This window comes from Corynebacterium sp. LK2590, assembly GCF_040946105.1.
GTDB lineage: Bacteria > Actinomycetota > Actinomycetes > Mycobacteriales > Mycobacteriaceae > Corynebacterium.
Genome location: NZ_JAYWMH010000004.1, coordinates 166,653 through 187,741 on the forward strand (window position 1 = coordinate 166,653; position 21,089 = coordinate 187,741).

The window sequence follows — 21,089 nt, forward strand, 5'->3', positions numbered from 1 at the left end:
CCGCCGTCAGCCGTTAGGTGCCGCCGCCCCAGGGCGGGTCCCATGTCACCTTGCCGTTTCTTCGGTTGACCCTGCCGTGTCTGGGGTAGGTGGGGTCGTCGTCGTTCCAGGAATTATGGAACTCGCACAACAAGGTCAGGTTTTCTTGGTTGGTCTCGCCGCCGTCTACCCAGGGGTGAATGTGGTGGACCTGGCACTCGTCGGCCGGCTTCCGACAGTTCGGCCAGGCACACGTCGTGGTCTCGGCTTTCGCCATATCTTTCTGTTTCGATGAGGCGTGGCGCTGGTAGCGGTATTGATTGACCGGACCCCGCCGCGGGTCCACCAGCGTGCCCAGGCCCGCGTCCCACAGGCATTGGCGGACGTATTCGGCACCCGTCATGGTGGTCCCGTTGGTCAGCTGCAGGGTGATCTCATCCCCGTCACCGGACAGGATACGAACCCAGTCGGGCAGGGAGATGACCACGTGCGTGGCCTTCGGCTGCTTGTTCAAGCCGCCGCTGAAAAGGGCCTCGACGTCGGAGATGGTCTTAATCGAGGCCCAAAGGTTTTCCACCAACTCCGGATCACCGGTAACAGAAAAAGTACTCGGTCCGTCTTTGCGTCGGGTCACGCGCACGCCTTCGGCCGGCGGTGCCGGGCGGTTAAGCTCCAGGACCTTCTTGTTGGCTAGGCGTCGTAGTTGTTTGGTGGAGCCAGGCGTGTTGCACAGTTCGATGAGCATGGCCCAGGCCTCGCCCTGGTTGCGCACCCGGCGGAAGGCGTTGTCTAACACCAGCAGTGTGTCGAGGTGGTGTCCGGATTCTGCGGCACCCCGGCGGGCGGCGGCTTGCTTGCGCGTATACGTCGTGTGCCTGAAGAAAGTCTGGCACGCGCGATGGTGCGCGGCGGCGGCAACGTCGGACATGACAGCCTTCAGGGCAGGCAGGCTCAACTCGCGGCACAGGCCCAAATACTGGATCCCGTCCGCGAAGATGGAGTGCGCTGCTTTCAAAGTGTCCATGGCTGTCGTCGTCATGCCCCACACGCTAGAAGCACACGTCAACCCCTACAAGGCCCGGAAACCCGATCTGTGGATAACTCGGGACAAAGTAGCCATCCTGCACGGACCCCAAAACAGCCGAAAACGCCCGGATTTACGGTTCAACCTGCCTAAAGGCTGAAAAATGGAGCAATGTGCCCAAGTTGGCGCAAAGCTGGTCCCTATACGCGTCGGGACTGTGCAGAACTTATCCCTCCGCGCGCAGGCCCGCGACGTTTCCAATGACGAAGACGGCCGGCGGCTGAATCTTTTCCTCCTCGACCACGGCACCTAAGGCGGACAGCTGGGTGCGCACCACGCGCTGGCCGGACAGGGTGCCCTCCTGGATGGCGGCGACGGGGGTGTCGGCGGGGAGGGAGGCATCGATGAGCGCGGTGGCAATCGCGCCGGCGTTGCGCACGCCCATGATGACCGCCAGGGTGGCCCCGGAGCGGGCGAGCGCCTCCCAGTCGACCAGGGAGCGCTCGTGGCCGGGCGGCAGGTGCCCGGAGACCACCGTCATGGCGTGCACCATCCCGCGCTGGGTCACGGGGATGCCCACGGCCCCCGGCACGGCGACGGCGCTGGTGACCCCGGGGATGACCTCGCAGCTTAAGCCGGCGGCAGCCAGCGCCTGGACCTCCTCGAAACCGCGGCCGAAGACGAAGGGATCCCCGCCCTTGAGGCGGGCGACGCGGCGGCCGGCGCGGGCGTGGGAGATGAGCATCTCGTTGATCTTGTCCTGCGACGTCTGGCGCTTGTACGGCAGCTTGGAGACGTCGATGAGCTCCTTGCTGGCGATATCGCAGAGCTTATCCAGCTGCGCGGTCGGGCCGAGGTGGTCGGCCAGGATGACGTCGGCATCCTGCAGGGCGTGCATGCCGCGCACGGTGATGAGGTCCCAGGCGCCGGGGCCGCCCCCGATGAGCTGGACGGGATGAACAACAGTGTTTCCGGTCATGATGTCGAAATAGTATAACCGGCGCTACTAAGGTGAGAAACCATGGAGAGCACACAGTGGACCCCGGAGCAGGTGCGCTTTTTCGACATTGCGCACGAAGGGGCGCAATTACGCGCGCTCGCCGGCCAGGTGGCGGGCCTGAATGAATATCTGGCCGGCCTGCGCCCGCGCTCGGTCGTGGTGCTGGCCACCGACCAGGTCGCCGCCGCGGCCGCCCGCGCGATCGCCCAGGTCTACCAACCCCAGGCCGCCTGCCCGGTGGTCGTGGCCCGCGCGCTGCCGGCCTACGTCGGCGCCCTGGACATCGTGCTGACGGTGGGGGAGGCCGCGGACTGCGAGTGGGTATCGCGGGCCCTGCTCACCGCCCAGCAGCGCGGCGCCGCCACGGTCTTTGCCGGCCCGCCCGGGCCCCTGGCCGACGACGTCGCTGACGATGCCTTCTTGTTCACCGCCCTGCCCAACGTCTCCGGCCCCGCTCCGGCCCGCGCCGCGGGCGCAGTCTGGCTGGTCCTGGGCGGCGACCCGCAGGCCCTGGACGAGGCCGCCGCTGCCGTCGATGCCGAACTGGCCGCCTGCGCCCCCGACCGCAGCGCGGATACCAACCCGGCCCGGCAGCTGGGCGCCTTCACCGCGCAGGCAGGTGGCAGCGGGGTGATGCACTCGGCGCCGGCGGGGGACCGGGTGGGTGAGGCGGTGGCATCGGTAGCCGCGGCGGTTTGGGCCACGCGCGGGCGCTCCGGGACCGTCGTGGAGGCCGCCCAGCTGCCGCAGGCCCTGGACGGCGCCGACACACAGGCGGCTGACGATATCTTCTACGATCCTTTTATAGATGGTGCGCTAACCTGGAGGGTGATTTTCTGGGGGCAGGAGGAGGCGAACCTGCCCCATAGCCTGGCTGTCAACGCCGCCGAGGGAAGCGAATTCTCCCGGGCGCTGCAGCTTTTCACGCGCGCCTATGCCGCGACCGCCTTTGATGAATGAGGAAAAGGATCCATAAACCGCATGAAGTTGCTCGATAGTTCGGTGCGTAACTATTCGTGGGGATCCAAGACCATGATCCCGCAGCTCTTAGGCCAGCCGGCGGGGGACAACCCCGTGGCCGAGCTCTGGTTCGGTGCCCACCCGGCCGCCCCGGCGACGCTGGACGGCACGCGCCTCGACGAGGTCATCGCCGGCGACCCGGAGACCCACCTGGGCCACCGCGTGCGCAGCACACACGGCGACCGCCTGCCCTTCCTGCTGAAGCTGCTGGCGGCCGAGGACGTGCTCTCGCTGCAGGCGCACCCGTCCAAGGCCCAGGCCGAGGAGGGCTTCGCCCGGGAAAACGCCCAGGGCGTGGCCCTGGACTCGTCCCAGCGCAACTACAAGGACGACAACCACAAGCCGGAGCTCATCGTCGCCCTGACGGAGTTTTATGCCATGGCGGGCTTTAGGCCGCTGGCGCGCACGCGCGAGCTCTTCGCCGCGCTGGATTGCCCCAGCCTGGAGCGCTACCTGTCCATGCTCGACGACGACCCCGCCGCCGAGGGCGCCAGCCTGCGCGCGCTGTTTACCACCTGGATCACCATCCCGGCGGGCGTGCGCAAGGAGCTCATCGCGGACATCGTGACGGCGGGCGAGCGCCTGGTCGCCGCCCCAGCCCCGGGCACCCCGGAGTGGATCGTGCGCGACGTGCGCACCGTGCTGGGGATTAACGAGCAGTACCCCGGGGACATCGGCGTGCTGGGCGCGCTGCTGCTCAACCACATCGTGCTGCAGCCCGGCGAGGCCGTCTTCCTGGCGGCCGGCCAGCTGCACGCCTACGTCCACGGCCTCGGCGTGGAGCTGATGGCCAACTCGGACAACGTGCTGCGCGGCGGGCTCACGCCGAAGTACGTCGACGTGCCCGAGCTGGTCAAGGTGCTGGATTTCCAGGCCGTCGCCGACCCGCAGGTCCACCCGGGGCACGCGAACCCGGCGGCCGGCTGCGAGGTCTTCGACTACCCGGTGCCCATCGACGAGTTCTCCCTGCGCCGCTACGCCCTCGATGCCGGCGCGCAGGCCACCGTCGAACTCGACGGGCCGGCCATCGTGCTGTGTACCCGCGGCGACGGCGCCACCGCCGGCGGTGTCCGCCTCACCCCGGGCCGCGGCGCCTGGGCCCCGGCCGCCGATGGCCGCGTCAACTTGGCAGCCGGCGATAGCCCGGCGGAATTCTTCGTCGCCAGCGTCTAGGAGCCAAACGCTCTAGCGCCAGGCGCCTAAGCTGCAGGCGGCCCTAGCACCGGGCGCCTTGAGCCCCGGGCGCTTTTAGCGCCGGCGCGCCCAGTGCCGCCGCGCTTAGTTGTTGCCCGGCTCGCCCGCGGTTTCCTCCGTGGGCTCGGGCGCGTCGCGGGTCTCGCCGCGCTCTTCGGCCGGCGGGGCCTGCTGCTGTGCCGGCTCCGGCAGGAGATCGGAGATCTGGATCTCCAGGTGGCCGTTGTTCTCTTCGGCCGGCAGGCCCGGGATGGTCGGGGAGGGCGCGGGCTGGTTCGGGCTGCTGGGCTGCGGCTCGGTGGTCGTCGACGGCTCCTCGCTGGTATCCGGGCGGGTAGTCGGCGCGGGCTGGGTCGGCTGTCCCGGCTGCGTCGGCTGAATCTGCGTGCCCTGCTGGCCCGAATTCTGCGAGCCCTGCTGACCTTGCTGACCCTGCTGGTTCTGCTGGCCCTGGGACGCGGAGAGGTTGTCGGGGCGGTAGTACGTCGTCGGCGCGGCGGGCGCGGTCTGGGCGTCCACCACGGAGTTGGGGGCCAGGAACGGATCGTTGGCCTGCGGGGCCGAGAACTTGGCGTCCTCGCGGGAGCTGTGCTGGTTGCCGTCGTTGTCCTTCGCGTCGTCGCGATCGCGGCGGTCGGAAGGCGCGGTGCTGGACGTGGAGCTCGACGAGGTGGTTGCTTTCTCCTCGGAGCTGGTTAGCTGCTTGTTGGCCACCGGCGTGGCATTATCGTCCATGGAAGAGGATTTGGGCGCACCGAGGTGCCAGACGCTCACCCCGACGCCGGCGGCCACAAGCAGGCCCACGACGACGAAGATGACGACGCGGCGCGTATCAGTATTCACCGTGCGGTCCCCTTCCATGGTAACAAGTCGATAACAACAGTACCATGCACTTTAACGTCTGATACCCGACTTCCGCTAGTGCGGGAGCCAAATTCACCTTGCGAAGGAGATCACAGTGAGCACCTGGGACGAAGAGATTTTCACCCGCGACAGCAACACCGATTTTCTCGATGAGCTGTCTGCCCTCGAAGAAGAGGAGGTCGTAGAAGCCGTGCGGGACGCCGTTGTCCTCGCTGCCGATTCCGCCCAGCCCACCGACGAGGAGCTCGCCAACGGCCTGGCCGCCGCCACCATCGCCGCCATCTGGTCGGGCGCGCCGTTCAGCGCCGGCGACGTCGTGGCGGAGTACCCGTTCATCCGCTCCCTGGCCGGCAGCTCCGACGAGCAGCTCAACGAAAAGGCCGCGGAGCTGCTGGAAACGGCCGAGCCGGGCGAGGCGGACGACGCCGACATCGAGCCCTTCCTCGAGGCCCTGGCTTAAAGGAGAAGGTGACGCACTGCTGTGATTATTGCCATAGAGGGCATCGATGGCGCGGGCAAGAACACGTTGGTGGCCCGCCTGCGCGAGGCCATCAGCCGGGAGATCCACACGCTGGCCTTCCCGCGGTACGCCGACTCCATCCACGCGCAGCTGGCCCAGGACGCGCTGTACGGCCGCATGGGGGATATGACGGACTCGGCCTACGCGATGGCCACGATGTTCGCCCTGGACCGCTGGGGCGCCAAGGAGCAGCTGCTGGCGGCCCACCGCGCGCCGGAGGTGTGGGTGCTGGACCGCTACGTGGCATCGAATGCGGCGTATTCGGCCGCGCGCCTGCAGGATGACGCGGTGACGGACTGGGTCTATAACCTGGAGTTCGAGCGCCTGGGCCTGCCCAAGCCGCACCTGCAGGTCTTCCTGGACACCGACGTCGAGCTGGCCGGGGCCCGCGCCCAGGGCCGCGCGGCTGACGATGCCACCCGGGCCCGCGACGCCTACGAAAAGGACGCTGGCCTCCAGGCCCGCACCGCCGCGGCCTACCGCGCGCTGGCCGACCGCGAGTGGGCGGGGCGTTGGATAGCTACAGCCGATAGCGATATGATTATTCAAGCTGTACGACAACTGGTAGGGGAGAAGTAGTGGCACCGACAATCCTGGTGGTCGATGACGACCCGGCGATCTCGGAGATGTTGACCATCGTCTTGGAGTCTGAGGGCATGGAGCCCATCGCCGTGACCGACGGCAACGACGCGGTGCCCATGTTCCAACGCCACGACCCGGATCTGATCCTGCTGGATCTGATGCTGCCGGGCATGAACGGCGTGGACATCTGCCGCAGCATCCGCCAGGTCTCCTCGGTGCCGATTGTCATGCTGACCGCCAAGACGGACACCGTCGACGTCGTGCTGGGCCTGGAGTCCGGCGCGGACGACTACATCACCAAGCCGTTCAAGCCGAAGGAGCTGGTGGCCCGCATCCGCGCCCGCCTGCGCCGCACGGACACCGCGACCACGGAGATGATCGAGGTCGGCGACCTGGTCATCGACGTGCCCGAGCACACCGTGACCCGCCGCAACGCGGACGGGAGCTCCCGCGAGCTGAACCTGACGCCGCTGGAATTCGACCTGCTGGTGGAGATGGCCCGCCGCCCGGGCCAGGTGCACACCCGCGAGGAGCTGCTGGAGAAGGTCTGGGGCTACCGGCATGCCTCCGATACCCGCCTGGTCAACGTGCACGTCCAGCGCCTGCGCGCCAAGATTGAGCACGACCCGGAGGATCCGCAGATCGTGCTGACCGTGCGCGGCGTGGGCTACAAGGCCGGCAAGCCGGCCGGCGCCGAATAAGCCGGGGGAGTAACTGCCATCCTGGACCGCTTCAGACAATTCCGCGACTCCGCCATCCAGTGGTGGCGCACCTCGCTGCAGGTGCGCGTCATCGGCCTGATCTTTATGGCCGCCACCGTGGTGATGGTCATTTTGACCTACGCGCTGGTCTCCGTGCTGACCTCCCGCCTGGTGGATCAGAAGCAGGACGTCGCCCTGCAGGAGCTAGAGCGCGCCCGGATCGCGGTGGAGCAACAGATCGCGGCCACGGGCACGGCCAACTCGGTGCAGGTGCGCATTAACTCCGCGCGCGCCTCCCTGACGCAGCTGGGCTCCCAGAGCGGCGAGACGCAGGCCTCCTACGAGCCGGTGATCGTGGTCAACGGCTCCGACGGCTCGGTGACCACCTCGCCGGAGGGCTACCGCATCCCGACGGAGCTGCGCAACGGCGTCTCCCACGACCAGGTGATGGTCCAGTACGCGCCCATCGACCACGGGGATGGTACCAAGTACAACGCCATGATCGTCGGCACGCCCACCGAGTCCGACATCCCGGACACCCAGGTCTACCTGGTGATGAGCATGGAGTCGGAGGAATCCACGCTGGCGCTGATGCGCGGCCTGCTCTCGGCGGCCGCGGTGGTGGTCATCGTGCTGCTGGTGGGCATCGCCTGGCTGGCGACCCAGCAGGTGATTACGCCCATCCGCTCGGCCTCGCGGATTGCCCAGCGCCTGGCGGCCGGCCACCTGCGCGAGCGCATGGCCGTCGAGGGCGAGGACGAGATGGGCAGCCTGGCCCAGTCCTTCAACGACATGGCCGACAAGCTGTCCAAGCAGATTACACAGCTGGAGGAATACGGCGACCTGCAGCGGCAGTTCACCTCCGACGTCTCGCACGAGCTGCGCACCCCGCTGACCACGGTGCGCATGGCCGCGGACATGATCGCCGCGAACGCGGACAGCCTGGATATTTCCACCCGCCGCGCCAGCGAGCTGATGAGCCGCGAGCTCGACCGCTTCGAGGAGCTGCTGGCCGACCTGCTGGAGATCTCGCGCCACGACGCCGGCGTGGCCGACCTGTCCACCAACAAGCTGGACCTGCGCAACTGCGTGACCGCCGCCTTCGGGCAGGTCGATCACCTGGCCGACGAGCTGGGCGTGGCGGTCAACCTGCACCTGCCGGACGAGCCCATCAACTTCGAGGGCGACGACCGGCGCGTCCAGCGCATCCTGCGCAACCTTTTGGCCAACGCCATCGACCACTCGGAGGGCAACCCGGTCGACGTGCACCTGGGCGCCAACGACACAGCCGTGGCCGTGACCGTCACCGACCAGGGCGTGGGCCTGAAGGAGGGCCAGGAAGAACTGGTCTTCAACCGCTTCTGGCGCGCGGATTCCTCCCGCAAGCGCCACTCGGGCGGGACCGGCCTGGGCCTGGCCATCGCCCGCGAGGACGCCGTGCTGCACAGCGGTACGCTGGACGCGACGGGCACCTTAGGCCGCGGGTCCTGCTTCCGCCTGATCCTGCCGCGCGTGCCCGGCGAGGCCGTGGAGGAGGCCCCGCTGGACCTCTACGTGCCGGAGCCCACGCCGCTAGCGGACCCGAAGGCCCCGAATGACCCGAAGGGAGGTCAGCCGTGATGCCACAGACCCACCGGCGCTCGGCCAGCACGGCCAGTCCGGCCCGCGCCGTCGTCGCCGTGCTGGCCGCGACCTCGCTGACGCTTTCGGCGTGCTCGACGCTGCCGCAAAACTCCAGCCCCAAAGTGCTGCACTCCTTCGAGCCGGCCGCCACCCCGGAGCCGTCCATGGGCCCGCGCGCCGGCGAGGAACCGGACCTGCTGCTGCGCGACTTCTACGCCGCCTCGGCGCTGCCGGCCGGCGATTATTCCGCCGCGCGCTCCTTTATGACCGAGGAGGCGGCCGGGGACTGGGACCCGGACCAGCAGGTGCTCATCGTGGACTCGCTGGACATCATCACCAACGCCGAGGCGGATTCCACCGAGGGCGGCCGCAGCTTCAACGTGCGCGGATCGGTCATCGGTACGCTCTCGGAGGGCGGGTCCTATACCTCCGAAAACGGCGACTTCGAGGCCCAGATCCATATGACCCAGGTGGACGGCGAGTGGCGGATCTCGGACCTGCCGGAGGTCGTGGTCATCGAGCGCACGGAGCTGCGCAACCGCTACCAGCCGCACTCCCTATTCTTCTACGAGCACACCGGCCAGGCGCTGGAAAGCGACCGCCGCTGGCTGTCCACGGGCCAGGAGTCCCTGGACACCGAGCTCATCACCCTGCTGCTGCAGGGCCCGGCCGAGGAGCTGGCGCCGGCGACGATGTCGGTGGTGCCGCGGGAGGCCAACTTCGGCGGCATCGAGGACGGCGTCTACCACTTCACCGGCATGTCGGATATGAGCCAGGAGGACCGCACCCGGTTCGCCGCCGAGCTGGTCTGGACCCTGTCCACCGCCGGCATCCCGGGGCCCTACCGGGTCGTGGCCGACGATGCCCCCTTGGTCGAAGGCCTCGACGAACTAACCACCGACGACTTCGCGGACTACAACCCGAAGGCGAACACGGACGCGGCCACCTCGCTGTACGCGGTGACCAACGGCAACGTGGTGCGCCTGAGCGGCAACGAGACGCAGCCGCTGAACAACCCGGCGGCGAACGCCGGCAACGTGGAGTCCGCGGAGATCTCGGCGGAGGAGACGTTCGCGGCCGTGCGCAAGAAGGGCGCGGATAAGACCCAGCTGGTGCTGGGGACGCTCAACGGCGACGTGGCCGAGTCCTTAGAGGGCGAGAGCATTACCCGGCCCACCTTCGGCATTACCGGCCGGGGCGCGTGGGTCGCGGTCGACGGCAAGAAGATCTACCGCGTGGTGCGCTCGACCACCGGCGAGGTGAGCGAGCAGCAGATCAACGCGGACGCGCTGGATGGCATCGACGGCGAGATCTCGGTGATGCGGCTGTCGTCGACGGGCGCGCGCGTGGCCTTCATCATCGGCGGCGCGGTCTACTCCGGCGTGGTGGCGCAGGAAACCGACGGCGACTACCGGATCGTCAACGTGCGCGAACTCGCCTCGGAGCTGGGCCGCAACGCGCTGTCGCTGGACTGGCAGCCGGACGGCTCGCTGGTGGTGGGCACCTCGTCCACGGAGACGCCGGTCTGGCGCATCGAGCAGGACGGGTCCTCGCTGACCACGCTGCCCAGCGGCAACATCACCGCCCCGGTGGTCTCCGTCGCGGCCTCGCCGACGACCGTCTATCTGACCGACGCCAACGCCTTGCTGCGGCTGCCGTCCGGCGAGTCCGACTCCGTGTTCTGGCGCGAAGTCCCCGGCCTCCAGGGCGTGCGCGCGGCCCCGATCGTGGGCAACTAGGCGGCGCGCGATGGGGGTCTGGCAGCAGGTCGGGGAGCTGCTAGTCCCGCGCGCCTGCGCCGGGTGTAAGGCCCCGGGCCAGGTGCTGTGCGCGGCCTGCCGGGAGCACCTGCGCACCCCGCCGCACCGCGTTTCCCGCCGCACGCTGCTGGACCCGCCCATCTTTGCGCTGGGCCCGTACTCGGAGATCCGGCGCAACCTCATCATCCAGATGAAGGAGTACCACAACCGGGCGGTGCGCCCGTACGCCGGCGCGGTCATCGCCGCCGGGTTGGAGCAGCTGGTGGCCCAGGGCGTGCTGCCGCCGCGGCTGGTGGTGGTGCCGGCGCCGACGCGGGCATCGTCAGCCAGGGCCCGGGGCGGGGACCCGGTGCTGCACATGTGCCAGCACGCGGCCCGGCTGCTGGGCGACGGCCTGCCGCTGACCGTGGTCAACTGCGCGCGCCTGCGCCGCGGCGTGGCCGACCAGTCGCGGTTGAACGCGGACCTGCGGTGGGCGAATATGCGCGACGCCGTGGCCGTCGATGCCGACCCGCGGCTGGTGGGCCGGGCCACCGTCGTGGTCGACGACGTGGTGACCACCGGCGCCACCCTCATCAACACCGCCGACAAGTTGCGCGCGGCCGGCGCGCTGGTGCGGGCGGGGCTGGTGCTCGCCGACGCCTAGAGGGGGACTGGCGTGGGGGTGAACAGAAATGTAATTCCAACCTTTGGTGGGGAATGGTTATGACCACTGGTATGATGAGGGGTGTCACAGGTTGAGGTTTGAGCCTCCGGATTCACACGGTTTCCGCCGGTGGATGACCGGGGTGGGGATCTCAGCAGGACGAGTCCAATAGTCCCCCGGGGGCGCCGGGATTGCGCGCCCCCAGCCAAATCTAGGGAGGCAAGTCAATGACCGAGCCACAGGCCACCAACGCACAGGTAACCATCACGGGACGCAACGTGGAGGTGCCGGAGCACTTCCAGGAGCGCGTCACCGGCAAGCTGGCCAAGATCGAGCGGCTGGATCCGACGCTGACCTTCTTCCACGTCGAGCTGCAGCACGAGCCGAACCCGCGCCGTGACTCCCAGTCGGACCGTATCCAGATCACCGCCACCGGCAAGGGGCACATCGCCCGTGCGGAGGCCAAGGAGGATTCCTTCTACGCCGCGCTGGAGACCGCCCTGGCCAAGATGGAGCGCTCCCTGCGCAAGGTGAAGGTCCGCCGCGAGAACGTCAAGTCCGGCCACCGCGCCCAGAAGGGCACCGGCGAGATCGCCGCGGAGATGGTCGCCGAGGCCGAGGCCGAGCGCAACGCCGCTCCGGCGAAGGAAGATCGCTACGTCGATCCGTACGCAGACTCCATCGAGGAGCAGCGCCCGGGCCAGATCGTGCGCACCAAGGAGCACCCGGCCAACCCGATGACCGTGGATGATGCTCTGAGCGAGATGGAGCTGGTGGGCCACGATTTCTACCTGTTCATCAACTCCGAGACCCAGCAGCCGGCGGTCGTCTACCGCCGCCACGCCTTCGACTACGGTCTTATCACCCTGACCGAAGACGCCGAGGGTGCGCAGGCTAACAACTAGCTAGCCCATCCTGCGCCCAGCTGCCCGCCCGCCGGGTGCTGGGCGCTTTTTCGTGTCTTTTTGGGCCGGGGCGGAGATAGTGAGACCGCCTCTGGTGGGTACAATGGCACGGAGTTAACTAGTTTACGTGTCGCGACAAAGAAGGAAACTACTACGTGTTAGGACTTTCGAAGCTGCTGCGTGCCGGCGAAGGGCGCACCGTCAAGCGCCTGGAAAAGATGGCCGACCGGGTAATCGCCCTGGAAGATGAGTACGCCGCCCTCAGCGACGACGAGCTCAAGGCCAAGACTGACGAATTCAAGCAGCGCCTCGCCGACGGCGAGGAACTCAACGATATCCTGCTGGAGGCCTTCGCCACCGTCCGCGAGGCGGCCTGGCGCGTGCTGCAGCAGAAGCACTTCCGCGTCCAGCTGATGGGCGGCGCGGCCCTGCACTTCGGCAACGTCGCCGAGATGAAAACCGGTGAGGGCAAGACCCTGACCTCGCTGCTGCCGGCCTACCTCAACGCCCTCGAGGGCAAGGGCGTGCACATCGTCACGGTCAACGACTACCTGGCCAAGCGCGACGCGGAGATGATGGGCCGTGTCCACCGCTGGCTGGGCCTGTCCGTGGGCGTCATTCTCTCCGAGATGCGCCCGCCGGCGCGCAAGGAGGCCTACGCCTGCGACATCACCTACGGAACCAACAACGAGCTGGGCTTCGACTACCTGCGCGACAACATGGTGCGCAGCCTGAACGACATCGTCCAGCGCGGCCACAACTTCTGCATCGTGGACGAGGTGGACTCCATCCTCATCGACGAGGCCCGTACCCCGCTCATCATCTCCGGCCCGGTGGACGGCTCCTCCCAGTTCTACGGGGTCTTCGCGCAGCTGGCCCCGCGCATGCGCGAGGGCATCCACTACGAGGTCGACCACAAAAAGCGCACCGTCGGCGTGCTGGAAGAGGGCGTGGAATACGTCGAGGACCAGCTGGGCATCGATAACCTTTATGCCCCGGAGCACTCGCAGCTGGTGTCCTACCTCAACAACGCGCTGAAGGCCAAGGAACTGTTCACGCGCGACAAGGACTACATCGTGCGCAACGGTGAGGTCATGATCGTCGACTCGTTCACCGGCCGCGTGCTGGCGGGCCGCCGCTACAACGAGGGCATGCACCAGGCCATCGAGGCCAAGGAAAACGTCGAGATCAAGAACGAGAACCAGACGCTGGCCACGGTCACGCTGCAGAACTACTTCCGTCTCTACGACAAGATCTCCGGCATGACCGGTACCGCCGAGACCGAGGCCGCCGAGCTGCACTCCATCTACGGCCTCGACGTGGTGCCTATCCCGACCAACAAGCCGAACCAGCGCCAGGATCACTCCGACCGCATCTACAAGACGCAGGAGGCCAAGTTCGCCGCGGTGGTCGACGACATCGCGGAGCACGTGCAGAACAAGCAGCCGGTGCTGGTGGGCACCACCTCCGTGGAGCGCTCCGAGTACCTGTCGCAGCTGCTGGACAAGCGCGGCATCGACCACACCGTGCTCAACGCCAAGCACCACGAGGAAGAGGGCAACATCATCGCCCGCGCCGGCCGCCCGGGCCAGGTCACCGTCGCCACCAACATGGCCGGCCGCGGTACCGACATCGTGCTGGGCGGTAACCCCGAGGTCATCCTGGACATGAAGCTGCGCGAGCAGGGCCTGGATCCCTTCGAGGACGAGGAGAAGTACCAGGAAGCCTGGGATAACCACATCGAGGAGGAGAAGGAACGCTCCAAGCGCCTGGGCGACGAGGTGCGCGAGGCCGGCGGCCTCTACGTGGTTGGTACCGAGCGCCACGAGTCCCGCCGTATCGATAACCAGCTGCGTGGCCGTACCGGCCGCCAGGGCGATCCGGGCGAGACCCGCTTCTACCTGTCCATGCGCGACGAGCTCATGGTGCGGTTCGTGGGCCAGTCCATGGAGAACATGATGAACCGGCTCAACGTGCCGGACGATGTCCCGATCGAGGCCAAGATGGTCTCCAACTCCATCAAGGGCGCGCAGGCCCAGGTGGAAAACCAGAACTTCGAAATGCGCAAGAACGTCCTGAAGTACGACGAGGTGCTAAACGAGCAGCGCAAGGTCGTCTACGGCGAGCGCTACAAGATCCTGGACGCCGGCGACATCAAGGACAACATCCGCTCCATGATCGACGACACGGTTTCGGACTACGTGGCCGCGGCCACCGCCGCCGGCTACGTCGAGGACTGGGACCTGGACAAGCTCTGGCAGGCCCTGGACTCCCTCTACGGCCCGTCGGTCAGCGCCGAGGAACTGGTGGACGGCTCCGAGTACGGCTCGCCGGGCGAGCTGAGCGCGGAGCAGCTGCGCGACGCCCTGACCGACGACGCCCAGCACCAGTACGACGAGCTGGAGGAGAAGATCTCCGCCATCGGTGGCGAGAAGCAGATGCGCAACACCGAGCGCATGGTCATCCTGCCGATCATCGACCAGAAGTGGCGCGAGCACCTCTACGAGATGGACTACCTGAAGGAAGGCATCGGCCTGCGTGCGATGGCGCAGCGCGACCCGCTGGTCGAGTACCAGAAGGAGGGCGGCGACATGTTCCGCGCCATGAACGAGGGCGTGAAGGAAGAGACCGTCCGCCAGCTCTTCCTGCTGCGCAAGCAGTTCGCGACCGAGGAAGAAAACGCCGAGTCCGGCTCCGCCTCTGAGGCGTAGAGAAGCCTCACCCCGCTAGGAAAGCAGGTTTTCCGTGGTGGCAGTTACCTTGACCTGGGCGCTGTTTAGCGCCTTGCTGGTAGCTGCCGCCATTTTTTCTGTCTGGCGGGCCCGCGCCGGGGAGGCGGTCGCCGCCGGCTTCGTCGGGGGCGTCGGCGCCTGGCTGCTGGGCCTGGGCTGGGGCAACCACGCCCACTACGCCGCGTGGCAAATTGCCGTGGCAGCCATCGCCATGGTGGCGCTGACCGCCGCGGTGGCCTGGCGCGTGCCCCGCACCGGCGCCGGCGCGCTGGGCGCGGTGACGGGTCCGACGCTGGGCTTTGGCTTCGCCTGGTCCGTGCAGGCGGGGCTCAGCGACTCGACCGGCATGTGGCCGGTCGGCCTCATGCTGCTCAACACCGGTCTGGTGGTGGGCTTGGGCGTGGTCGTCGGCCTCGTGTTCTGGGCCGGCCGCCGCGCGGAGCACGGAAATTCTGCGTCGGGAGCCGGCTTGAGGTAGGCTTAAGCCCTTGATAAGTACCTACTAATCGACTGGAGTTTTTATGCGAACGCCGCGCCGCCGAAGCCGTCTGGCTTCCCTGTCGGCTTTGGTGACCGCAGCGTTGCTCGGCGCGCCGACGGGGGCGAGCGCCGCGCCGACGGAAAACTACCGCGCCGATAGCTACGAGTCCCGTACCGCGTTAAGCGGCGGCCAGGAGACAGTAGGCGAGTGGCTCGAGCGGGTCGAGGCCGCTCAGGACCAAGCGGGCCAGGCAGAAGATAGCGCGCTACCCCAGCCGGCCGAGGACGCCGCCGCGCCGGGCGCGGCCGACTTTCAAAACGACAAGGGCGCCGCTAGCGATGCCGACGCCGGGGTGCCCGTGTGGGGCATCGGCGCCGCGCTGGGCGGGATCCTGGCGGCGGTGGGGGCATCGGCGGCCGCGTGGTCGGCCGTCGACTGGACGCAGGTCCTGATGTTTTTGGGCTCGCTCTAGGCTAGAGCAGCCGGAAGGATACGAGCCGGTGCTGCTCGTAGGAACCCGTGAACGCGTGCTGGGTGACGCCGATGGTGGCTGTGCCGTAAAACTCCCCGTTGGCGTGCGCGTGCACGGCGACCAGATTGTGGCGCGCCGGCAGGCTAAACCCGCGAGTGCGCAGCCAGGCGGACAGGTGGTTGGCCAGCCGCGGCGGGAAGCGCTCGGAGCGCACGTGGCTGAGCGGGCGGCGCCCGGCGGCGGTCTCGATGACCTGGCGGATAAGCGTTTGGGCGCGCTCCTTGACCTCCTCGTCCATGGGCGTGGGCTGACGGTCATAGGAGATGGGGTCGGCCGGCACGTATAGCTGCAGGTGGGCGAATCCGGGAATGGGGGCGTACATAGGCCGTATTCTGGCACGCGCCGGGGTGGTGCGCAGGGCGAGGAACCCAAGCTGGGAGTTTGCTGAAAGGGGTGGAGGCGCGTGAAATGCCTCTTCGCTATAATTTGCGGGGTTAGAGGGAAATAGAACCCGAAGCGAAAGAAGAAAGAGAACTCATGCGTGGTTTGATTGTGGACTACGTCGGCGTGCTCGACGGCACCGACGAAGACGTGAAGCGCTGGCGCAACCTCCTGGCCGCAGCCAAGGCCCAGGGCGTGGCGACGGCCATCCTGTCCAACGACCCGGGCGGCCCCGGCGCCGAGGCAATCCGGGAGTGGGAGTACCGCGGCATCGTGGACGCGGTCATGCTCTCCGGCGAGATCGGGGCGGAAAAGCCGGAGCCCGCGGCCTTCCAAGCGGCGGCCGACGCCCTCGACCTGCCCGTCAATGACTGCGTCTTCGTGGACGACAACATCGTCAACGTCAAGGCGTCGGTGGAGTTCGGCCTGCTCGGCATGCTCTATACGGTCTTCGACCGCACCAGCATTGAGATCCAGGCCGTCTTCGACATCGAGGGCGAGTTCTAAGATGGCTGATTGTCGCGTCTACCTGCCGGCCACCTTCGCCATGCTCACGGAGCTGAAGGAGACTGGCCAGCTGCACGCCCGCTCGGGCTGGGGCTTTATGGTCACCGACGCCCTGCGTGAGTTCTACACCGCCGGCGACGAGGAAGAAATCGCCTACTCGGCCTTCCTGGAGGCCTCCATGGCGTCGCTGCGGCTGCTGGCCATCGGCGACGAGGAGCACTTCCCGCACCGGCGCGTGGTCATCTCCGTGGACGTGCCCGCCGAGGCGGTCACCCCGCAGCCGGAGATGGGCGAGCCCGTGGTGAAGCTGGAGCCGGCGCTGATTACCACCGAGCAGCTGGCCGCCATCCACGTCGACATCGCGGAATCGGAGACCGCGACCGCCAAGGCCATCGAGGCCATCGACACCGCGGACCTGGGCGACGAGGACGCCGAGCTGGCCGTGGGCGACGCCCTCGACAACTTCATGGCCTTCTACGACCCGAGCGAGCTGCCCTTCCTGGTGGAGCTGCTCTAGTTTTCCCAGTCGACGTTGGTGCGCAGCGCGGCCAGCAGCTTGCGCACCGCGGCCGCGCGCCGGGCCGAGGCCGAATCCGGGGGGATGAGGGCGGGATCGTCGAGCCCGCACTCGGGATCGGCCGGGGGACCGGCGTGCGTGCACCCGCGCGGGCAGGACTCGGTGGCCTCGGCGAGATCCTCGAAGACGCCTAAGACGGTGTCGGCATCGACGTGTGCCAGCCCGAAGGAGCGGATGCCGGGGGTGTCGATGATCCAGCCGTTATCGTCGGGAAGCGGCAGCGCCACGGACTGGGTGGAGGTGTGCCGGCCCTTGCCCACGGCGGAGACCTCGCCGGTCTCCCGGTCGGCGTCGGGCACTAGCCGGTTGACCAGCGTGGACTTGCCCACCCCGGAATGGCCGATGAGCGCGGTGATGTGCCCGGTGACGGCGTCGCTGACCTGCTCCAGGCCGTCCTCGACGCCGGCGTAGACCACGCTGATGTCCAGGTCGGCGAATTCCGCGGCGAAGGGGGCCGGGTCGGCCAGGTCCGTCTTGGTCAGGCACAGGATGGGGTGAACATTGCCCACGAAGGCGGCCACCAGGGCGCGCTCGACGAAGCCGGAGCGCGGCGGCGGATCGGCTACCGCGGTGACAATCAGCATCTGGTCGGCGTTGGCCACCACGATCCGCTCGTAGGGGTCGGTGTCGTCGGCGGTGCGGCGCAGCACGGAGGTGCGCTCGGCGAGCTTGACGATGCGCGCCAGCGTGTCCTTACGGCCCGAGGTATCGCCCACGACGCCGACGCGGTCGCCGACCTCGATGGCGGTGCGGCCCAGCTCGCGGGCGCGCATGCAGGTGACCACGGGGCCGTCGTCTAAGGCCACGCCCCAGCGGCCACGGTCCTTGGTGATGACCATGCCGAACTTGGCGTCCTTGTGCTTGGGCCGGTCCTTCGTGCGCGGCCGCGAGCCCTTGCCGGGGCGGACGTGGACGTCGGACTCGTCGTAGTGGCGCCTAGGCATGCGCGCTGCCTTCGGAGACCATGGTCTCCCACAGCTCGGCAAATCCCGGGAGGGTCTTCGCGGTGGTGGCGATGTCCTCGACCTCGATGCCCTCAACGGCCAGGCCCAGGATCGCCCCGGCGGTGGCCATGCGGTGGTCGGCGTAGGTGTGCCAGCGGCCCGCGTGCAGGGGCGCCGGGGTGATTTCCAGCCCGTCGGGCAGCTCGCGGACGTTGCCGCCCAGGCCGTTGAGCTCCGTGGCTAGGGCGCTGAGTCGGTCGGTCTCGTGGCCGCGCAGGTGGGCGATGCCGGTCAGCCGGGAGGGGCTATCGGCCAGCGCGCAGAGGGCGGCCACGGTGGGGGTCAGCTCGCCGAGGGCGGACATGTCGTAGTCGATGCCGCGCAGGCGGGCGCCGGGGGAGCCCACGACGGTGACCTGCCCGTGGGCCTGCTCGACGGTCACGGACATGCGGAAGAGCACGTCGCGGATGAGATCCCCGGCCTGGGTGGTCACGGCCGGCCAGTCGCGCACGGTCACGCGCCCGCCGGCCACGGCCGCGGCGGCCAGGAACGGGGTGGCGTTGGACAGATCCGGCTCGATGCTCCACTCGCGGCCGTTGATGGGGCCGGGGTGGACGGTCCAGGTGTCCCCGTCCTCGTCGACGGTCACGCCGGCCTCGCGCAGCATGGCCAGGGTCATCTCGATGTGCGGGCGCGAGGGGATTTCGCCGCCGACGTGGTGGACGGTGATGCCGTTTTCAAAGCGCGGGGCGGCCAGCAGCAGGCCGGAGACGAACTGGGAGGACTGGGAGGCGTCGATGGTGACCTTACCGCCGGCGGGCGTGTGCTCGGCGGAGATGCTAAAGGGCAGGCAGTCGTCGGCGGTCTCGACGGTGACGCCCAGGTCGCGCAGGGCGCCCAGGATGGCGCCCATGGGGCGCACGCGGGCCTGCTCGTCGCCGTCGAAGGCGACCGGCTCGCCGGCCAGGGCCGCCACCGGCGGCAAAAAGCGCATCAGGGTGCCGGCCAGGCCGCAGTCGATGTGCCCGCCGTGCAGCTCGCCCGGGGTCACGTGGAGCTCCGGGCCGGTGGTGGCGTCTTTCACCTCGATCTCGGCGCCGAGCTCGCGCAGGGCGGCAATCATCAGCTCGGTGTCGCGGGCGATGAGTGCTTGGGTGATGACCGAGGGGGCATCGGCAAGCGCGGCCAGGACTAGGGCCCGGTTGGTCATGGACTTAGAGCCGGGCACGCGCTGCTCCCAGCGCAGGGGGCCGGTGGGATGCGGGGCTAACCAAAAATCTGCCATATAGGCCATAATAGAGGTTCATGTGTGGTCGTTTTGTCTTGTTCAGCGAGTCGTTGCTCGATTCCGTCGGTGCGCTGGCCGGAATCGAGGAAGTTTCCGCGCCCGCCGGCCTGCCGGGGCCGCGGTACAACATCGCACCGACCCAGAAGGTGCCCGTGGTGCGCATCCAGGGGGCCTACGCGCAGGTCGATCCCGGGCGCTGGGCCCTGCTGCCGCACTGGAAGAAGGACTTAGACGGCCCGCCGCTGTTTAACGCCCGCGCGGAGACGGTGCAGAAGAAGCCGTCGTTTCGCGACGCCTTCGCCGGCCGGGCCGGCTCCGGGCGCTGCCTCATCCCCATGGACGGCTACTACGAGTGGTACGACGACGGCAACGGCAAGATGCCCTACTACGTGTGGCTGGGCGAAGGGCAGATGATGTGGGCGGCCGGCCTGTGGGCCACGGGTCTGGACCAGCTCTCGGCGACCATCGTGACCACCGCGGCCACCGAGGAGATGGCCTGGCTGCACGACCGCCTGCCGCGCTTTTTGGCGCCGGAGGAAATCCGGCAGTGGGTGGAGGGTAGCCCGGAAGAGGCCGCCGAGCTTTTGCACCCCAGCCCGGTCACCGGCTGGCAGGTGGACCAGGCGGCGAAGGAAGTGGGCAATATCCGCAACGATTACCCGGAACTTCTGCCCCAAGGGGCCGGGGCCTAGGATGGTTATGGCAGAAAGCTCATTTAAAGGAGTACGTTAATGGCGAAAGACCGGGCCGCCTCGTTCGAGGAACAGGCCATGCCGCTTCTGGATCAGCTCTACGGGGGAGCGATGCGCATGACGCGCAACCCGCAGGACGCCGAGGACCTGATCCAGGAGACCTACCTGAAGGCGTATAAGAATTTCGATTCCTTCATGCAGGGCACCAACCTGAAGGCGTGGCTGTACCGGATCATGACCAACACGTACATCAACTCTTATCGCAAGGCGCAGCGCCGCCCCACGCAGTCCTCGGCGGACGAGCTGACCGACTTCCAGCTGTACACGACCTCCGGGCACGACTCGACGGGCCTGGAGTCCGCGGAGGTCGCCGCGCTCAAGGCCATGCCGGATACCACGATTTCGGAGGCGATGAACGACCTGCCGGAGGACTACCGCATGGTGGTCTACTACTCCGACGTGGTGGGGCTGGCCTACAAGGAAGTCGCGGAAGTGATGGATATCCCCTTAGGGACGGTCATGTCGCGGCTGCACCGGGGAAGAAAACTGCTGCGAAAAGCGTTGAAGGATGTAGCACGTGAGCACGGCATCGGGCTAAACCACCCAGATATGGAGGCAGACAAGTGAGCAACTGCAACCACCGCGGGGCTTGTAACTGCTCTTCGCAGGAGATAGAGGCACTGCTGTGCCAGCTGCTGGACGAGTCGCTGAGCCCGCAGCAGCGCGCGGCCGTGCAGGCGCGCATCGCCGAGTGCAACGTGTGCATGGAGCGCCTGGAGACCGAGCAGATCGTGCGCCGGCTGGTGCGCACCTGCGACAAGGCCACCCACGCCCCAGAGACCTTGCGGCAGCGGATCACCGTCCAGATCCGCTCCATCCGCTACCAGTAAATAACAAAGCCTCCCCGCGCCGGCGCTGTCCGCGTCTCGGTGCGCCGGCGGGGGAGGCCAAGAGACAACAAGCCCGCCGCGACGGGGCCTAACGCTTGGAGGCGTTATCCCCGCTGCGGCGGGCTCGGTGTTTTTAGCTGTGATTATGCGTTAGGACGCTTGCCGCGGTTAGCGGACTTCTTCCGGCGATCCTTACGCTTACGGCCACGCTTGCTCATGGTGGTACTCCTTTGCAGAGAGCGGTTAG

Annotated in this window: 24 protein-coding genes; 17 read left to right on the forward strand and 7 right to left on the reverse strand. The window is 67.9% G+C overall.

Annotated elements, in window-relative coordinates; all coding sequences use genetic code 11:
• Nucleotides 1–13: 13 nt before the first annotated feature.
• On the reverse strand, nt 14–1,018 hold the full coding sequence (locus VVR85_RS06755) for an HNH endonuclease signature motif containing protein (protein WP_368520169.1): 1,005 nt from the start codon (nt 1,016–1,018) through the stop codon (nt 14–16).
• 211 nt (nt 1,019–1,229) lie between these two features.
• Nucleotides 1,230–1,982 carry a uroporphyrinogen-III C-methyltransferase gene (gene cobA, locus VVR85_RS06760; protein ID WP_368520170.1) on the reverse strand — a complete coding sequence of 251 codons (753 nt, stop codon included), beginning with the start codon at nt 1,980–1,982 and terminating at the stop codon, nt 1,230–1,232.
• A gap of 42 nt (nt 1,983–2,024) precedes the next feature.
• Between cobA and VVR85_RS06765 the strand changes: the two genes are divergently transcribed.
• Nucleotides 2,025–2,963, forward strand: coding sequence for a hypothetical protein (locus VVR85_RS06765; RefSeq protein ID WP_368520171.1), 939 nt, complete (start codon nt 2,025–2,027; stop codon nt 2,961–2,963).
• A gap of 21 nt (nt 2,964–2,984) precedes the next feature.
• Nucleotides 2,985–4,196 carry a mannose-6-phosphate isomerase, class I gene (manA, locus tag VVR85_RS06770; RefSeq protein ID WP_368520172.1) on the forward strand — a complete coding sequence of 404 codons (1,212 nt, stop codon included), beginning with the start codon at nt 2,985–2,987 and terminating at the stop codon, nt 4,194–4,196.
• A gap of 105 nt (nt 4,197–4,301) precedes the next feature.
• Here the strand turns inward: manA and VVR85_RS06775 are convergent, their stop codons facing one another.
• Nucleotides 4,302–5,060 carry a hypothetical protein gene (locus tag VVR85_RS06775; RefSeq protein WP_368520173.1) on the reverse strand — a complete coding sequence of 253 codons (759 nt, stop codon included), beginning with the start codon at nt 5,058–5,060 and terminating at the stop codon, nt 4,302–4,304.
• Between the two features lie 115 nt (nt 5,061–5,175).
• Here VVR85_RS06775 and VVR85_RS06780 point away from each other — a divergent pair, with 115 nt between their 5' ends.
• The 10 genes from VVR85_RS06780 to VVR85_RS06825 all read left to right on the forward strand — a co-directional run bounded on the left by VVR85_RS06780 (nt 5,176) and on the right by VVR85_RS06825 (nt 15,503).
• Nucleotides 5,176–5,541: a DUF4259 domain-containing protein gene (locus tag VVR85_RS06780; protein WP_368520174.1), complete on the forward strand. Its 366-nt coding sequence runs from the start codon at nt 5,176–5,178 to the stop codon at nt 5,539–5,541.
• A 21-nt stretch (nt 5,542–5,562) separates the two neighbouring features.
• On the forward strand, nt 5,563–6,180 hold the full coding sequence (locus VVR85_RS06785) for a dTMP kinase (RefSeq protein WP_368520175.1): 618 nt from the start codon (nt 5,563–5,565) through the stop codon (nt 6,178–6,180).
• Nucleotides 6,180–6,884, forward strand: a complete 705-nt coding sequence (mtrA, locus tag VVR85_RS06790) for an MtrAB system response regulator MtrA (protein ID WP_368520176.1) — start codon at nt 6,180–6,182, stop codon at nt 6,882–6,884. The genes VVR85_RS06785 and mtrA overlap by 1 nt, the downstream gene beginning before the upstream one ends.
• Nucleotides 6,885–6,989: 105 nt before the next feature.
• The gene (gene mtrB / locus VVR85_RS06795) at nt 6,990–8,504 is read left to right on the forward strand and encodes an MtrAB system histidine kinase MtrB (protein WP_409338189.1); all 1,515 of its coding nucleotides are present in this window, start codon (nt 6,990–6,992) and stop codon (nt 8,502–8,504) included.
• A complete protein-coding gene (lpqB, locus tag VVR85_RS06800; protein ID WP_368520242.1) occupies nt 8,504–10,246 on the forward strand; it encodes an MtrAB system accessory lipoprotein LpqB in 1,743 nt (580 codons plus the stop codon). Before mtrB ends, lpqB begins: the two co-directional genes overlap by 1 nt.
• A gap of 10 nt (nt 10,247–10,256) precedes the next feature.
• Nucleotides 10,257–10,913, forward strand: a complete 657-nt coding sequence (locus VVR85_RS06805) for a ComF family protein (protein WP_368520177.1) — start codon at nt 10,257–10,259, stop codon at nt 10,911–10,913.
• Nucleotides 10,914–11,140: 227 nt separating this feature from the next.
• Nucleotides 11,141–11,818 carry a ribosome hibernation-promoting factor, HPF/YfiA family gene (gene hpf, locus VVR85_RS06810; protein ID WP_368520178.1) on the forward strand — a complete coding sequence of 226 codons (678 nt, stop codon included), beginning with the start codon at nt 11,141–11,143 and terminating at the stop codon, nt 11,816–11,818.
• 155 nt (nt 11,819–11,973) lie between these two features.
• Nucleotides 11,974–14,529, forward strand: coding sequence for a preprotein translocase subunit SecA (gene secA, locus VVR85_RS06815; protein WP_368520179.1), 2,556 nt, complete (start codon nt 11,974–11,976; stop codon nt 14,527–14,529).
• A gap of 34 nt (nt 14,530–14,563) precedes the next feature.
• Nucleotides 14,564–15,028, forward strand: coding sequence for a hypothetical protein (locus tag VVR85_RS06820; RefSeq protein WP_368520180.1), 465 nt, complete (start codon nt 14,564–14,566; stop codon nt 15,026–15,028).
• 91 nt (nt 15,029–15,119) lie between these two features.
• Complete coding sequence (locus VVR85_RS06825) at nt 15,120–15,503, forward strand: hypothetical protein (protein ID WP_368520181.1); 384 nt, start codon at nt 15,120–15,122, stop codon at nt 15,501–15,503.
• Nucleotide 15,504: 1 nt separating this feature from the next.
• Here VVR85_RS06825 and VVR85_RS06830 read toward each other — a convergent pair whose 3' ends face one another.
• Entirely contained in the window at nt 15,505–15,885 is a 381-nt protein-coding gene (locus VVR85_RS06830) for a hypothetical protein (RefSeq protein WP_368520182.1), read from the reverse strand.
• A gap of 155 nt (nt 15,886–16,040) precedes the next feature.
• Here VVR85_RS06830 and VVR85_RS06835 point away from each other — a divergent pair, with 155 nt between their 5' ends.
• Nucleotides 16,041–16,451, forward strand: a complete 411-nt coding sequence (locus VVR85_RS06835) for an HAD-IA family hydrolase (RefSeq protein WP_368520183.1) — start codon at nt 16,041–16,043, stop codon at nt 16,449–16,451.
• A 1-nt stretch (nt 16,452) separates the two neighbouring features.
• Entirely contained in the window at nt 16,453–16,968 is a 516-nt protein-coding gene (locus VVR85_RS06840; protein ID WP_368520184.1) for a DUF6912 family protein, read from the forward strand.
• On the opposite strand, the gene rsgA is transcribed toward VVR85_RS06840, so the two are convergent.
• The gene (gene rsgA / locus VVR85_RS06845; protein ID WP_368520185.1) at nt 16,965–17,972 is read right to left on the reverse strand and encodes a ribosome small subunit-dependent GTPase A; all 1,008 of its coding nucleotides are present in this window, start codon (nt 17,970–17,972) and stop codon (nt 16,965–16,967) included. The two genes, VVR85_RS06840 and rsgA, sit on opposite strands and share 4 nt — an antisense overlap.
• Nucleotides 17,965–19,257: a 3-phosphoshikimate 1-carboxyvinyltransferase gene (gene aroA, locus VVR85_RS06850; RefSeq protein ID WP_368520186.1), complete on the reverse strand. Its 1,293-nt coding sequence runs from the start codon at nt 19,255–19,257 to the stop codon at nt 17,965–17,967. The genes rsgA and aroA overlap by 8 nt, the downstream gene beginning before the upstream one ends.
• Before the next feature lie 20 nt (nt 19,258–19,277).
• Between aroA and VVR85_RS06855 the strand changes: the two genes are divergently transcribed.
• The 3 genes from VVR85_RS06855 to VVR85_RS06865 are packed head-to-tail and all read left to right on the forward strand — an operon-like array spanning nt 19,278 to nt 20,842.
• Nucleotides 19,278–19,952, forward strand: coding sequence for an SOS response-associated peptidase (locus VVR85_RS06855; RefSeq protein WP_368520187.1), 675 nt, complete (start codon nt 19,278–19,280; stop codon nt 19,950–19,952).
• Nucleotides 19,953–19,991: 39 nt separating this feature from the next.
• Nucleotides 19,992–20,579: a sigma-70 family RNA polymerase sigma factor gene (locus VVR85_RS06860; RefSeq protein WP_368520188.1), complete on the forward strand. Its 588-nt coding sequence runs from the start codon at nt 19,992–19,994 to the stop codon at nt 20,577–20,579.
• Nucleotides 20,576–20,842: an anti-sigma factor gene (locus tag VVR85_RS06865; protein ID WP_290225173.1), complete on the forward strand. Its 267-nt coding sequence runs from the start codon at nt 20,576–20,578 to the stop codon at nt 20,840–20,842. The genes VVR85_RS06860 and VVR85_RS06865 overlap by 4 nt, the downstream gene beginning before the upstream one ends.
• A 143-nt stretch (nt 20,843–20,985) precedes the next feature.
• Here VVR85_RS06865 and VVR85_RS11195 read toward each other — a convergent pair whose 3' ends face one another.
• On the reverse strand, nt 20,986–21,060 hold the full coding sequence (locus VVR85_RS11195; RefSeq protein ID WP_100227335.1) for a 50S ribosomal protein bL37: 75 nt from the start codon (nt 21,058–21,060) through the stop codon (nt 20,986–20,988).
• Nucleotides 21,061–21,089 lie beyond the last annotated feature (29 nt).

Excerpts from the sequence above, each read along its gene's own strand:
- VVR85_RS06755 (WP_368520169.1), bottom strand. The coding sequence starts at position 1,018 with ATGACGACGACAGCCATGGACACTTTGAAAGCAGCGCACTCCATCTTC.
- VVR85_RS06840 (WP_368520184.1), top strand. The coding sequence starts at position 16,453 with ATGGCTGATTGTCGCGTCTACCTGCCGGCCACCTTCGCCATGCTCACG.
- VVR85_RS06855 (WP_368520187.1), top strand. The coding sequence starts at position 19,278 with ATGTGTGGTCGTTTTGTCTTGTTCAGCGAGTCGTTGCTCGATTCCGTC.
- aroA (WP_368520186.1), bottom strand. The coding sequence starts at position 19,257 with ATGGCAGATTTTTGGTTAGCCCCGCATCCCACCGGCCCCCTGCGCTGG.
- VVR85_RS06765 (WP_368520171.1), top strand. The coding sequence starts at position 2,025 with ATGGAGAGCACACAGTGGACCCCGGAGCAGGTGCGCTTTTTCGACATT.
- mtrB (WP_409338189.1), top strand. The coding sequence starts at position 6,990 with ATGGCCGCCACCGTGGTGATGGTCATTTTGACCTACGCGCTGGTCTCC.
- manA (WP_368520172.1), top strand. The coding sequence starts at position 2,985 with ATGAAGTTGCTCGATAGTTCGGTGCGTAACTATTCGTGGGGATCCAAG.
- cobA (WP_368520170.1), bottom strand. The coding sequence starts at position 1,982 with ATGACCGGAAACACTGTTGTTCATCCCGTCCAGCTCATCGGGGGCGGC.
- VVR85_RS06835 (WP_368520183.1), top strand. The coding sequence starts at position 16,041 with ATGCGTGGTTTGATTGTGGACTACGTCGGCGTGCTCGACGGCACCGAC.
- rsgA (WP_368520185.1), bottom strand. The coding sequence starts at position 17,972 with ATGCCTAGGCGCCACTACGACGAGTCCGACGTCCACGTCCGCCCCGGC.
- hpf (WP_368520178.1), top strand. The coding sequence starts at position 11,141 with ATGACCGAGCCACAGGCCACCAACGCACAGGTAACCATCACGGGACGC.
- VVR85_RS06860 (WP_368520188.1), top strand. The coding sequence starts at position 19,992 with ATGGCGAAAGACCGGGCCGCCTCGTTCGAGGAACAGGCCATGCCGCTT.
- VVR85_RS06830 (WP_368520182.1), bottom strand. The coding sequence starts at position 15,885 with ATGTACGCCCCCATTCCCGGATTCGCCCACCTGCAGCTATACGTGCCG.
- VVR85_RS06805 (WP_368520177.1), top strand. The coding sequence starts at position 10,257 with ATGGGGGTCTGGCAGCAGGTCGGGGAGCTGCTAGTCCCGCGCGCCTGC.
- lpqB (WP_368520242.1), top strand. The coding sequence starts at position 8,504 with ATGCCACAGACCCACCGGCGCTCGGCCAGCACGGCCAGTCCGGCCCGC.